The sequence below is a fragment of the Pseudomonas sp. BN414 genome, from assembly GCF_029871275.1.
Lineage (GTDB): Bacteria > Pseudomonadota > Gammaproteobacteria > Pseudomonadales > Pseudomonadaceae > Metapseudomonas > Metapseudomonas resinovorans_C.
The window spans coordinates 455526-467258 of record NZ_SSOL01000079.1 but is presented as its reverse complement, the minus strand read 5'-3'; the positions used below and the strand labels follow the sequence as shown (position 1 = coordinate 467258).

Below are 11733 nucleotides of genomic sequence, written 5' to 3'. Positions count from 1 at the left end.
GGAGCCCGCTTGCTGGCGAAGGGGCAACCTTTCGCGAGCAAGCTCGCTCCTCGGTCATGTGCACTCTTGCTAGCATGGAAGGCCTCAAGGAGGTTCTTCCATGCTCATTGGCGCCGTTCTCTTCCTCACCTGGCTGATCCTGCTGGTGCGTTACCCGGCCAAGGCCCTGTCGCTGTCCCTGGCGGCCGTGCTTGGCGTAGCGCTGATCGCCGTCTGGGTGCTCTGGGAAGAACGCGGCGAGGAACGCCGCTTCGCCCACCTCGATATCCAGCTCACCTACACCCCGCAGAACTGCCCCGCCGACCGCCCTCTGGCGATCCGGGTCCATAACGGCGACAAGGCCGTACTGCGCGATTTCGCCTGGCAGATCCAGGCCTTCCGCCCCGGCGACACCATCAACCTCGCCCAACCCAGCTACGACCATCCGCGCTACCTCGGCCCTTCCGAACTGCAACCCGGAGCCGAATGGCAGGACTGCCTGACCCTGCCGCCCATTCGCCAGGGTTATCGCGCACAATCCCTGGAGTTTCGCGCCGCCAATCTGCGTGGCAAATTCGTCGACTGAACTTAGAGCGCCCTCTCCCCCGGCCCCTCTCCCGCAAGCGGGAGAGGGGAGACAAGCCGATCGCCAGACTTCAACCATGGCGCGGACAACCCCCTCTCCCTTCAGGGAGAGGGCTGGGGAGAGGGACAACCGGACGCCAATCCAGCAAAGGACTTCCAATGCCCTCCCCCACCGCCCTGATCACCGGTTGCTCCAGCGGCATCGGCCGCGCCCTGGCTGACGCCTTCAAGGCCAGCGGCTACACCGTCTGGGCCACGGCCCGCAAGCTGCAGGACCTGGCCGCGCTGGAAGCCGCTGGCTTCATCGCCGTCGAATTGGACGTGAACGACCAGGCCGCCGTAGCGGCCCTCGCCGAGCGGCTGGAACTGGAGGAAGGCGGCCTCGACGTACTGGTGAACAATGCCGGCTTCGGCGCCATGGGGCCGCTGCTGGACGGTGGTATCGATGCCCTGCGCAAGCAGTTCGACACCAACGTCTTCGCGCTGGTGGATGTGACCCGCGCCTGCTTCCCGCTGCTGCGCAAGCGCCGCGGCCTGGTGGTCAACATCGGCAGCGTATCGGGCGTGCTGGTCACCCCCTTCGCCGGTGCCTACTGCGCGTCCAAGGCCGCGGTGCACGCGCTTTCCGAAGCCCTGCGCCTGGAGCTGGCGCCCTTCGGCATCGAGCTGATGGAGGTTCAGCCCGGAGCCATCGCATCCAGCTTCGGCGCCAGCGCCACTCGCGAGGCGGAAGCCCTGATCGCCGAAGATTCGCCCTGGTGGCCGGTGCGCGAAGGCATCCGCGCCCGCGCCCGTGCCTCCCAGGACAAACCCACCTCGGCCGCGGACTTCGCCCGCACCCTGCTCGCTGCCGTACAACGCAATCCGCGTCCGCCGCTGGTGCGCATCGGCAATGGCAGCCGCGCCCTGCCGCTGCTGGCGCGCTGGGTGCCGAGATCGTTGCTGGACCGAGTGCTGAAGAAACGCTTCGGGCTAGGCGTCGAGTTGTAACGCTCCCGTAGGTTGGTACCGAGCACAGCGGGGCCCAACGCGATCTACGTTCAAGCCGATCAGCTAGAGTTACCCCACCCTGGTCCGAGGAACCACCATGTCCCTACCCTTGCGCTACGCCGTCGGCGGCGTGGCCCTGGCCGTCGTCCTGAACCTGCTGTTTCGCAGTTTCGTGAAAATCGGCGGCATCTTCGCCACGCTGCTGATCGCTGCCGCCACGGCCGCCGCACTCGCATTCGCGTTCCGCTTGATCCAGCGCCGCGCCCCCGAACCCGGCGAGCGCTGGCGCATCGTGTTCACCTACGGCGGCCTGCTCGGCCTGCTATACCTAGGTCTGCTGGCGATGATGACGCTGCAGGACACGCCCAGCCCCATGGGCGTCCTGCTGTTCCTGGTCCATTACCTCTGCTATCCGGTGATAGCCGCATTGCTGCTGTCGGAGCGGGTATTCACGAAAGTCCGCTGATGGCCAACAAGGATGTCCACCATGAACTACCGCCCCTTGCGCGTGCCGGCCGATAGCGATCGGCTCGCCGCTTTCGACGCTTCCTACATCACCTCTCACATCTGGCGCGTCGAAGCCGATGGCCTGGCCCTGCGGCTGGTCGAGGAAAAACTCGCCGAGCCCTTCCACAAGGCGTACGACGCCGCTGGGTTTCCCGATGATGTGGCCGATGCCGATTTCGCCCTTGCGGCGGAAGCCCGCGACGGCAGCCTCGCCGGTTTCGCCTGCGTGCGCCTGGTGCCGTGGAACCGCAGCGCCGAACTGAGCGCGCTGTTCGTCGCGCCTGCGCACCAGGGCCAGGGCATCGGCCGTGCGCTGCTGGAAGGGGCGATGGCCTACGCCCGCAGCCAGGCGATGCGCTGCTTGTGGCTTGAAACCCAGACCAGCAACCACCCCGCCATCGGCTTCTACCAACGCGCAGGTTTCAGGTTCTGCGGACTGAACACCATGCTCTACGACCCGACCGAAGTCGCGGCCGAAGAAATCGCCCTTTACCTGAGCCATCCGCTCAACGGCTGATCGATGGAACCGTCGCCCATCGCTCGCCACTAAGCAGAAGGTGTGCGAGGAGTTGGCGATGGACTACCTGGACCTGCTGTAATGGCCGGCGATGCTGGTGACCGTGCTGGCCGCGTGGCTGATCGGTTCCAATCAGGACTCGCGGCGCAACGCCGGCTTCTGGGTGTTCATGGCGAGCAACGTGCTGTGGATCGCTTGGGGGTTGTACGCCCACGCCTATGCACTGATCGTGCTGCAACTCTGCCTCGCGGCCATGAACATGCGTGGGGTGAAGAAGACCGGGAGCGACTAGATGCTCCCTTCCCGCTCGATGACCAGGACGCGGGCGGCACCGACGGGATGGGCGACATGTTCGCAGCCCACTTCCGCGAAGAAGATATCCCCGGTCCGCAGCAACACCCGTCGTTCCTCGCCCTCCTCGCGATAACGCATCTCCACCTCGCCATCGAGTACCGCGAAGACTTCCGGGCCGTCATTGACGTGCCAGATGTAGGGCTGGTCGGTCCAGTGCAAGCGCACCGTGGTGCCGTCCATGTTGGCGATCCCCAACGCGCCCCACGCCCGCTCCGCGGTGAACTCGCAGCTGCGCACCACTCGCCCGGTGCTCATGCGCGACCCGCCGTGGCAGCGACAGGCACGGACGGCCTGGGCTTGCGGAACACCAGCACGTTACCGGCCATCACCAGGCCCAGGCCGAACAGCGCCGGCAAGGTCCACTGGTAGCCTTCGACGAAGGCCGAGATGTTCAGCGCCACCACGGGGAACAGCACGGTGCAGTAGGCGGCACGTTCCGGGCCCATGCGTCCCACAAGGGTCAGGTAGGCGGTGAAGCCGATCACCGAGCCGGGAATCGCCAGGTAGAGCAGCGAGCCGATGTAGCGCGTATTCCACTCCATGTCGAAGGGCGTACCGCTGACCAGGCACCAGGCGGCCAGCATCAGCGCACCGTAGAGCATGCCCCAGGCATTGGTGGTCAGCGGTTTGAGGCCGGCCTTCTGTTGCAGGCTGGAGAGCATGTTGCCGGCGGAGAAGCACAGGGTTCCGAGCAGGGCCAGGCCAAGGCCGATGAAGGTTTCGCGGCTGGCGCTGTGGTGCGACAGCTCCGGCCAGAACAGCAAGCCCAGCCCCAGCAGGCCGAGGCCGCCACCACCGAGCACGTTGGGGGCGATGCGCTGGCCGAAGAAGATGCGTGCGTTGAGGGCGTTCCACAGGGTGGCGGTGGAGAACACCACGGCGATCAGGCCGCTGGGTATCCATTGGCTGGCGGTGTAGAAGCACATGAAGTTGACGCAGAACAGGCACAGGCCCTGGGCCAGGCAGATCATCTGCGCGCGGCCGTCGAGCTTCTGCAGGCGCCGGCTGATCAGCAACAGGGCGAAGATCACGGCGGCGGCCAGGGCGAAACGGTAGGCGATGGAGGCTGGAATGGCGACGCTGCCCATCTGCAGCTTGATGGCGATCCAGGTGGTGCCCCAGATCAGGACGGTGAGCAGGTACAGGGACAGGTTCATCACGGTGACTCCGGCTTCGATGGGAGCCAGTCTCCGTCCGCCACCGGCTTCCGGCTTGCACAAACTTGCGCTTATCTCGTCGGAGACCTGCCCGTCGGTTTACGCGCGCGTTAGGATGAACCCCACTCGCATACCGGCCGCTTCGTCCATGTCGCTACTCGAAGAGAATCAGGTCTTCCAGTCCCTCAGCAGTTCGCCCAATGCTCGCCTGGAGCATTGCGCGGAGCTTGGCGACGGCCTGGGCGCGGCACTCTGGAGCAACCACCACGATGCGCGGGATTACCAGGGGCCGAAGTTCCACACCCTGTCCTGCTACCTGGAGGGCGGCACCGGCACCTACCGCCGCGAGCGCCCGGATACCAAGGGCGCCCCGGGCAAACTGTGCATCCTGCCGGCCGGGCATGAATCTTCATGGGTGATCAACGGCGACATCCGGCTGGCGCACCTGTACTTCAGCGCGGAGCACTTCGCACAGGCCGCCGTGACCCTGCTGGACCGCGAGCCCCGCGAACTGCAATTGTGCGAACGCACCTTCCTTGATGACCCGCTGCAGGCGCAGAACTTCCACCAGCTGATCCGCCTCGATTGGGACGAACCCAGCGAGCGCCTGCGTGCCACCAGCCTGGCGCACGAGATGATCCATCACAGTCTGCTGACCCAGGTGGGAATGCGTGAAGGGTTGCGCTTGAAGGGGGGATTGGCGCCGGCCTTGCGCAAGCGCCTGGTGGACTACATCGAGACCCGCCTGGCCGAGCCCATCAGCCTGGGTGAGTTGGCGACCTTTTCGGCGCTGTCGGAGTATCACTTCGCGCGGATGTTCCGCGAGAGCTTCGGCATGCCGCCCCATCAGTACGTGCTGGCGCGCCGCCTGGAGCGGGCGCGCAAGCTGCTGCGCGAGACCGAACTTCCTTTGGGAGAGATCGCCCTGGCCTGCGGCTTCGCCAGCGCCAGCCACTTCAGCAATCGCTTCCGCGCGACGGTTGGCGGCACGCCAGGGGCCTTCAGGTCGGCGTTTCGCTGATCAGAAAACCAGGTCGGAGAGGCGCCACACTTCGAATGCGGGCGTTTCGTAGGGATGGGCCTTCTTCAGTGCCTTGACCGCCTCATGGATGAGCTCATCGGCCACCACCATCTCCACTTTCCATTCGGCCACGTGCTCGACGGTGCCGGACTGACCGAGATAGGGATTGCTCCCCTCCAGCGGACGGAACTGCCCCTGGCCGAGCGCTTGCCAGCAGCAGCTGTCATAAGCGCCGATACGCCCGCCGCCTGCGGCGAAGATGGACTTTTTCACAGGTTCCAGATGGCTCTCCGGAACGTAGAAGCACAGCTTGTACATCGAGTCCTCCCAGTGGCTCAGACTGCAGTTCATGCACGGGAAATGATGTCACGCATGATGGCATTTTGACGTCACTTTACCGAGGCACGGTTCACATACGGCGATTTGGACCCGTCGTGCAGCAAAGCGTTCTGCGCGGGGATAGTGCGTCTGGTGATAAAGGTGACGTGCTACTCACCTTTCCAGAAGCGTCGCCAGCGCTGCCCCAGGCTGGGCGTAGGCGGGCTGTGGCTGCCATCGCACCAGGGCAGTCGCGCCGACAGGCCGCAACGGCAAAGCAGTAATCGCTGCTCACGGCGAGCGGACAGCTCGACGCCGTCAGGGCAATCGGAAGGGCAATCAGGCAGCTGCGACGAACGACCACAACGGCAGAGCCGGCAACGGTCGCCGGGTTGTAGCAGGCGAACTTCAGGAAGGATCGGGTCCGGCATGGTGGGCTCGGAAACGAAAAAGGCGGGAGAAGATTGCCTTCTCCCGCCTTTCGCTGTCGATGTCCGAGTGGGCCAATCTGAGGCCTCTCGTGCCCTGGGACAGAAGCCTGAAGCGACTGGAACAGCCCTCTCCCGCCCTTATGGGAACCGAAGCTGGCTGAACCACCCTCTCCCGCCCTTCGGGCACCCCGCTCCGCGCCCCGGCCTGATCGCTTCGCGCTCAGGCGCTCATCGGCACTGGAAGCAGTGCTTCCAAAAGCGTGCCTCTTCGCCCCAGAGGGAGAGGGTCATCAGATGGCCTTCGGCCTGCTCTTAATCTACCCAGACGCGGGCGTTGCGGAACATGCGCATCCAGCCGCCGTCTTCCTGCCACTCGTCCGGGCGCCAGGAGTTCTGCACGGCACGGAACACGCGCTCCGGGTGCGGCATCATGATGGTCACGCGGCCGTCGCGGCTGGTGAGGCCAGTGATGCCACGGGGCGAGCCGTTCGGGTTGGCCGGGTAGGTCTCGGTGACCTTGCCGTGGGTATCGACGAAGCGCATGGAAACGCAACCGGACAGGTCGGCTTCCAGCAGCGCTTCTTCGCTCTCGAACTCAGCATGACCTTCGCCGTGGGCGATGGCGATCGGCATGCGCGAACCCGCCATGCCACGCAGGAAGATCGAGGACGACTCCTGCACCTGGACCATGGCTACACGGGCTTCGAACTGCTCCGAGCGGTTGCGCACGAAGTGCGGCCAGAACTCGGTGCCGGGAATCAGCTCGTGCAAGTTGGACATCATCTGGCAACCGTTGCACACGCCGAGGGCGAAGCTGTCCTTGCGCTCGAAGAACGACTGGAAGCCATCACGGGCACGGGTGTTGAACAGGATCGACTTGGCCCAGCCCTCGCCGGCGCCGAGTACGTCGCCGTAGGAGAAGCCACCGCAGGCCACCAGGCCCTTGAAATCTTCCAGGCTGACGCGGCCAGCGAGGATGTCGCTCATGTGCACGTCGATGGCAGCGAAGCCGGCGCGGTCGAAGGCGGCAGCCATTTCCACCTGGCCGTTGACGCCCTGCTCGCGGAGGATCGCCACCTGCGGACGCACACCCTTCTTGATGTAGGGTGCGGAGATGTCCTGGTTGACGTCGAAGCTGAGTTTGACGGACAGGCCGGGGTTGTCTTCTTCCAGCAGCGCATCGAATTCCTGGTCGGCGCAGTTGGCGTTGTCGCGCAGGCGCTGGATGCGATAGCTGGTCTCGGACCACTGGCGCTGCAGCATGCGGCGCTCACCGCCGAATACGGCTTCGCCGTTGAAGCTGATGGCGACGTTGGCGCCATTGAACGGCTGGCCGATGACGGCAACGCAATCTCCGAGCCCAGCGGCGCTGAACTGGGCCAGTACTTCCGGCGTGGCGTCCTGGCGAACCTGGATGACCGCACCCAGCTCCTCGTTGAACAGCACGGCCGCGAGGCCTTCACGGTTGTCCGCCAGGGCGTCGAGGTAGAGGTCCAGGCCGCAGTGGCCGGCAAAGGCCATTTCCAGCACGGTGGCCAGCAGGCCGCCGTCGGAACGGTCGTGATAGGCCAGCAGGTGGCCATCGGCGTTCAGGCCCTGGATCACGGCAAAGAAGGCTTTCAGGTCTTCGGCGTCGTCGACGTCCGGTACCTGCTGGCCGAGCTTGCTGTAGACCTGGGCGAGGATGGAGCCGCCCATGCGGTTCTGGCCGCGGCCGAGGTCCACGAGGATCAGGTCGGTCTCGCCCTTGTCCAGGCGCAGTTGCGGGGTCAGGGTCTGGCGCACATCGCTGACCGGCGCGAAGCCGGTGACGATCAACGACAGCGGTGAGGTAACGGACTTGTCCGCGCCCTCATCCTGCCAGCGGGTCTTCATGGACATGGAGTCCTTGCCCACCGGGATGGTGATGCCCAGCGCCGGGCACAGCTCCATGCCGACGGCCTTGACGGTGTCGTACAGACGGGCGTCTTCGCCCGGGTGACCAGCGGCGGCCATCCAGTTGGCGGAGAGCTTGATGTCGCCCAGCTTCTCGATCTTCGAGGCCGCCAGGTTGGTGATGGTTTCGCCAATGGCCATGCGGCCGGACGCCGGGGCGTTCAGCAGGGCCAGCGGCGTGCGCTCGCCCATCGCCATGGCTTCGCCGGTGTAGACGTCGAAGCTGGTGGCGGTGACGGCGCAGTCGGCTACCGGGACCTGCCAGGGGCCGACCATCTGGTCGCGGGCAACCAGGCCGGTGATGGTGCGGTCGCCGATGGTGATCAGGAAGTTCTTGCTGGCCACGGCCGGGTGATGCAGGACACGGCTGACGGCTTCGTCGATGTCCAGTTCGGCGGCGGCGAAGTCATCGCCCAGCTCGGCTTCGCGGCTGACCGAACGGTGCATGCGCGGCGGCTTGCCGAGCAGGACTTCGAGCGGCATGTCCACCGGATTGTTGCCGAAGTGGCTGTCAGCCACGGTCAGGTGAGGCTCTTCGATGGCCTCGCCAACCACGGCAAACGGGCAGCGCTCGCGCTCGCAGATGGCCTTGAAGCGCTCGAAGTCAGCGGCGTCCACCGAGAGCACGTAGCGCTCCTGGGATTCGTTGCACCAGATTTCCAGCGGGCTCATGCCCGGCTCGTCGTTGGGCACGGCGCGCAGTTCGAAACGACCGCCACGGCCGCCGTCGTTGATCAGTTCCGGCAGGGCATTGGAAATACCGCCGGCACCCACGTCGTGGATGAACTTGATGGGGTTTTCCGAACCCATCTGCCAGCAGCGGTCGATCACTTCCTGGCAACGACGCTCCATTTCCGGGTTGTCGCGCTGCACGGAGGCGAAGTCCAGGTCTGCGGAGCTGGCGCCGGTGGCCATGGAGGATGCGGCACCGCCGCCCAGGCCGATGAGCATGGCCGGGCCGCCGAGGACGATCAGCTTGGCGCCGATGGAAATCTCGCCCTTCTGCACGTGCTCTTCGCGGATGTTGCCCATGCCGCCGGCGAGCATGATCGGCTTGTGATAGCCGCGCACTTCTTCACCGTGGGGGGTGTCGATGGCCTGCTCGAAGGTACGGAAGTAGCCGGTCAGGGCCGGACGGCCGAATTCGTTGTTGAACGCGGCGCCGCCCAGCGGGCCTTCGATCATGATGTCCAGCGGGGTGACGATGCGCTCGGGCTTGCCGTAGGGTTTTTCCCAGGGCTGCTCGAAACCGGGGATCTGCAGGTTGGAAACGGTGAAACCGGTCAGGCCAGCCTTGGGCTTGGCGCCGCGGCCGGTCGCGCCTTCGTCGCGGATCTCGCCACCGGAACCAGTGGAGGCGCCGGGGAACGGGGCGATGGCGGTCGGGTGGTTGTGGGTTTCCACCTTCATCAGGATGTGCACGGGCTCCTGGGTAGCGCCGTACTGACGGGTCGCCGGGTCCGGGAAGAAGCGGCCGGCGGTGGAGCCCACGATCACCGAAGCGTTGTCCTTGTACGCGGACAGCACGCCTTCACGGTGCATCTCGTAGGTGTTCTTGATCATGCCGAACAGGCTCTTCTCCTGCGCCTGGCCGTCGATGTCCCAGCTGGCGTTGAAGATCTTGTGGCGGCAATGCTCGGAGTTCGCCTGGGCGAACATCATCAGTTCGACGTCGTGGGGGTTGCGGCCCAGGTCGCTGAAGCTCTTCACCAGGTAATCGATTTCGTCTTCGGCCAGGGCCAGGCCCAGTTCGACGTTGGCCTTTTCCAGCGCGGCGCGGCCGCCACCGAGGATGTCCACGGCGGTCAGCGGCTTGGGCTGGGCATGGCTGAACAGGCTGGAAGCCTCGTCAGCGCCGGCCAGCACCAGCTGGGTCATCCGGTCATGCAGGCTGCTGGCGATGAGCTGCGCGTCGGCGTCGCTGAACTCGCCTGCCACGTAGTAGGCGATAGCGCGTTCCAGACGCTCGATCTTGGCCAGGCCGCAGTTACGGGCAATGTCGGTGGCCTTGCTCGACCAGGGCGAGATGGTGCCGAAGCGCGGCACTACCAGGAACAGGCGGCCGCTGGGCTCCTGAACCGGGACGCTCGGGCCGTACTTGAGCAGGCGAGCCAGGACTTGCTCTTCCTCCCCGCTGAGTACGCCAATCACTTCGGCGAAGTGGGTGAACTCGGCATAGAGTCCGCTGACGGCGGGGACCTTCTGGGTCAGTTGCTCGAGCAGTTTGCCGTGGCGAAAAGCGGAAAGGGCGGGAGCACCGCGCAGGATCAACATCTTCGGGACAGCCTCTGGGGAAGGGGTGTGCTTGGAGGCCGTGCATTCTAGCGCAAAGCGCCGCTTTCCGGCACCTCTGAAGGTGCCTCGCGTCGCCCGACAGCTAGCAGAGAAGATGCCCGCTGTCGAGATATGGCGCCCGCCAGGCTTTGCGTATACTCCGTGGATGCTAAATAACCACGTGTTCGGCACACGTCGGGCGTTCTGGGCCCTGGCTACCGGATTCTTCCTGATGCTCGTCGGCTGCAAGCAGCCCACCACCCTCGAGCGCGTTCAGGAGGAGGGTGTGCTACGCGTGATCACACGCAACAGCCCCGCCACCTATTTCGAAGATCGCAACGGCGAAACCGGTTTCGAGTACGAACTGGTCAAGCGTTTTGCCGACGATCTGGGCGTCGAACTCAAGATCGAAACTGCCGACAAGCTGGATGACCTCTACTTCCGCCTGGGCCAGGCCAACGGCCCGGTGCTGGCCGCCGCGGGCCTGGTGGCCAGCGACGCGCGCAAGGACGATGTGCGTTTCTCCCATTCCTACCTGGATGTCACCCCCCAGGTCATCTACCGCAATGGCGAACGCCGCCCCACCCGCCCCGAAGACCTGGTGGGCCGCCGCATCCTGGTCCTCAAGGGCAGCAGCCATGCTGAGCAACTGGCGACGTTGAAAGGCACCCTGCCGGGGCTGAAGTACGAGGAATCCGACGAAGTCGAAATGGTCGACCTGCTGCGCATGGTCGACGAAGGGCAGATCGACCTGACCCTGGTGGATTCCAACGAGCTGGCGATGAACCAGGTCTACTTCCCCAACGTGCGCGTGGCCTTCGACCTCGGCGACGCCACCAGCCTGGCCTGGGCCATGGCGCCGGGCGAGGACGACAGCCTCTACAACGAGGTCAATGCCTTCCTCGACAAGGCTCGCAAGGACGGCACCCTGCAGCGCCTGAAAGATCGCTACTACGGCCACGTCGACGTACTCGGCTACGTTGGCGCCTACACCTTCGCCAAGCACCTGCAACAGCGCCTGCCCAAGTACGAGCAGCACTTCCGCGTGGCTTCGCAGAAGAACGACGTGGACTGGCGCCTGCTGGCGGCCATCGGCTACCAGGAATCCCTCTGGCAGCCCACCGCCACCTCCAAGACCGGTGTGCGCGGCCTGATGATGCTGACTGAGGGCACCGCCAAGGCCATGGGCGTATCCAACCGCCTGAACGCCCAGCAGAGCATCCATGGCGGCGGCAAGTACTTCACCATGATCAAGGACGGTCTCTCCGACGATCTCAAGGAACCGGACCGTACCTGGTTCGCCCTGGCCGCCTACAACATCGGCATCGCCCACCTGGGTGACGCCCGCAAGCTGGCCGAAGCCGAGGGCCTGAACCCTAACAAGTGGCTGGACGTGAAGAAGATGCTGCCGCGCCTGTCGCAGAAGCAGTGGTACCGCAAGACCCGCTATGGCTATGCCCGTGGCGGCGAGACGGTGCACTTCGTGCAGAACATCCGCCGCTACTACGACATCCTCACCTGGGTGACCCAGCCGCAGATGGAAGGCAGCCAGCTGGCCGAAAACGCCAGCCACCTGCCCGGCATCAACAAGACCCGCCCACCGGAAGAGCAGCAGGACGAAAAGCTCTGAGCTGTTGTTCCAGACATGAAAAAGCCCGCATCGAG

Annotated in this window: 12 protein-coding genes; 7 read left to right on the top strand and 5 right to left on the bottom strand. The window is 65.2% G+C overall.

What is annotated here, in order from left to right; translation table 11 throughout:
- Positions 1–100 precede the first annotated feature (100 nt).
- The 5 genes from E8E95_RS30020 to E8E95_RS30000 all read left to right on the top strand — a co-directional run bounded on the left by E8E95_RS30020 (position 101) and on the right by E8E95_RS30000 (position 2870).
- Positions 101–565, top strand: a complete 465-nt coding sequence (locus E8E95_RS30020; RefSeq protein ID WP_280356046.1) for a multidrug transporter — start codon at positions 101–103, stop codon at positions 563–565.
- A gap of 158 nt (positions 566–723) precedes the next feature.
- A complete protein-coding gene (locus E8E95_RS30015) occupies positions 724–1554 on the top strand; it encodes an SDR family oxidoreductase (RefSeq protein ID WP_280356045.1) in 831 nt (276 codons plus the stop codon).
- A 97-nt stretch (positions 1555–1651) separates the two neighbouring features.
- The gene (locus E8E95_RS30010) at positions 1652–2020 is read left to right on the top strand and encodes a hypothetical protein (RefSeq protein WP_280356042.1); all 369 of its coding nucleotides are present in this window, start codon (positions 1652–1654) and stop codon (positions 2018–2020) included.
- A 21-nt stretch (positions 2021–2041) separates the two neighbouring features.
- Positions 2042–2578 carry a GNAT family N-acetyltransferase gene (locus tag E8E95_RS30005; protein ID WP_280356040.1) on the top strand — a complete coding sequence of 179 codons (537 nt, stop codon included), beginning with the start codon at positions 2042–2044 and terminating at the stop codon, positions 2576–2578.
- Positions 2579–2669: 91 nt separating this feature from the next.
- Positions 2670–2870, top strand: coding sequence for a hypothetical protein (locus E8E95_RS30000; RefSeq protein WP_280356039.1), 201 nt, complete (start codon positions 2670–2672; stop codon positions 2868–2870).
- Here the strand turns inward: E8E95_RS30000 and E8E95_RS29995 are convergent.
- Both E8E95_RS29995 and E8E95_RS29990 read right to left on the bottom strand, forming a co-directional pair.
- Positions 2867–3187 carry a cupin gene (locus E8E95_RS29995; protein WP_280356038.1) on the bottom strand — a complete coding sequence of 107 codons (321 nt, stop codon included), beginning with the start codon at positions 3185–3187 and terminating at the stop codon, positions 2867–2869. The genes E8E95_RS30000 and E8E95_RS29995 overlap by 4 nt on opposite strands.
- A complete protein-coding gene (locus E8E95_RS29990; protein ID WP_280356036.1) occupies positions 3184–4089 on the bottom strand; it encodes an EamA family transporter in 906 nt (301 codons plus the stop codon). The genes E8E95_RS29995 and E8E95_RS29990 overlap by 4 nt, the downstream gene beginning before the upstream one ends.
- 148 nt (positions 4090–4237) lie before the next feature.
- On the opposite strand from E8E95_RS29990, the gene E8E95_RS29985 reads away from it, so the two are divergent.
- Complete coding sequence (locus E8E95_RS29985) at positions 4238–5110, top strand: AraC family transcriptional regulator (protein ID WP_280356035.1); 873 nt, start codon at positions 4238–4240, stop codon at positions 5108–5110.
- On the opposite strand, the gene E8E95_RS29980 is transcribed toward E8E95_RS29985, so the two are convergent.
- From E8E95_RS29980 to purL, 3 genes are all read right to left on the bottom strand, one after another.
- On the bottom strand, positions 5111–5428 hold the full coding sequence (locus E8E95_RS29980; protein ID WP_077522591.1) for a YqfO family protein: 318 nt from the start codon (positions 5426–5428) through the stop codon (positions 5111–5113).
- 170 nt (positions 5429–5598) lie between these two features.
- Entirely contained in the window at positions 5599–5859 is a 261-nt protein-coding gene (locus E8E95_RS29975; protein WP_280356033.1) for a CDGSH iron-sulfur domain-containing protein, read from the bottom strand.
- A 312-nt stretch (positions 5860–6171) separates the two neighbouring features.
- Positions 6172–10068, bottom strand: a complete 3897-nt coding sequence (gene purL / locus E8E95_RS29970) for a phosphoribosylformylglycinamidine synthase (RefSeq protein ID WP_280356031.1) — start codon at positions 10066–10068, stop codon at positions 6172–6174.
- 181 nt (positions 10069–10249) lie between these two features.
- On the opposite strand from purL, the gene mltF reads away from it, so the two are divergent.
- Entirely contained in the window at positions 10250–11698 is a 1449-nt protein-coding gene (gene mltF, locus E8E95_RS29965) for a membrane-bound lytic murein transglycosylase MltF (RefSeq protein ID WP_280356029.1), read from the top strand.
- Positions 11699–11733: the final 35 nt, after the last annotated feature.

Excerpts from the sequence above, each read along its gene's own strand:
- E8E95_RS30020 (WP_280356046.1), top strand. The coding sequence starts at position 101 with ATGCTCATTGGCGCCGTTCTCTTCCTCACCTGGCTGATCCTGCTGGTG.
- E8E95_RS30015 (WP_280356045.1), top strand. The coding sequence starts at position 724 with ATGCCCTCCCCCACCGCCCTGATCACCGGTTGCTCCAGCGGCATCGGC.
- E8E95_RS30010 (WP_280356042.1), top strand. The coding sequence starts at position 1,652 with ATGTCCCTACCCTTGCGCTACGCCGTCGGCGGCGTGGCCCTGGCCGTC.
- E8E95_RS30005 (WP_280356040.1), top strand. The coding sequence starts at position 2,042 with ATGAACTACCGCCCCTTGCGCGTGCCGGCCGATAGCGATCGGCTCGCC.
- E8E95_RS30000 (WP_280356039.1), top strand. The coding sequence starts at position 2,670 with ATGCTGGTGACCGTGCTGGCCGCGTGGCTGATCGGTTCCAATCAGGAC.
- E8E95_RS29995 (WP_280356038.1), bottom strand. The coding sequence starts at position 3,187 with ATGAGCACCGGGCGAGTGGTGCGCAGCTGCGAGTTCACCGCGGAGCGG.
- E8E95_RS29990 (WP_280356036.1), bottom strand. The coding sequence starts at position 4,089 with ATGAACCTGTCCCTGTACCTGCTCACCGTCCTGATCTGGGGCACCACC.
- E8E95_RS29985 (WP_280356035.1), top strand. The coding sequence starts at position 4,238 with ATGTCGCTACTCGAAGAGAATCAGGTCTTCCAGTCCCTCAGCAGTTCG.
- E8E95_RS29980 (WP_077522591.1), bottom strand. The coding sequence starts at position 5,428 with ATGTACAAGCTGTGCTTCTACGTTCCGGAGAGCCATCTGGAACCTGTG.
- E8E95_RS29975 (WP_280356033.1), bottom strand. The coding sequence starts at position 5,859 with ATGCCGGACCCGATCCTTCCTGAAGTTCGCCTGCTACAACCCGGCGAC.
- purL (WP_280356031.1), bottom strand. The coding sequence starts at position 10,068 with ATGTTGATCCTGCGCGGTGCTCCCGCCCTTTCCGCTTTTCGCCACGGC.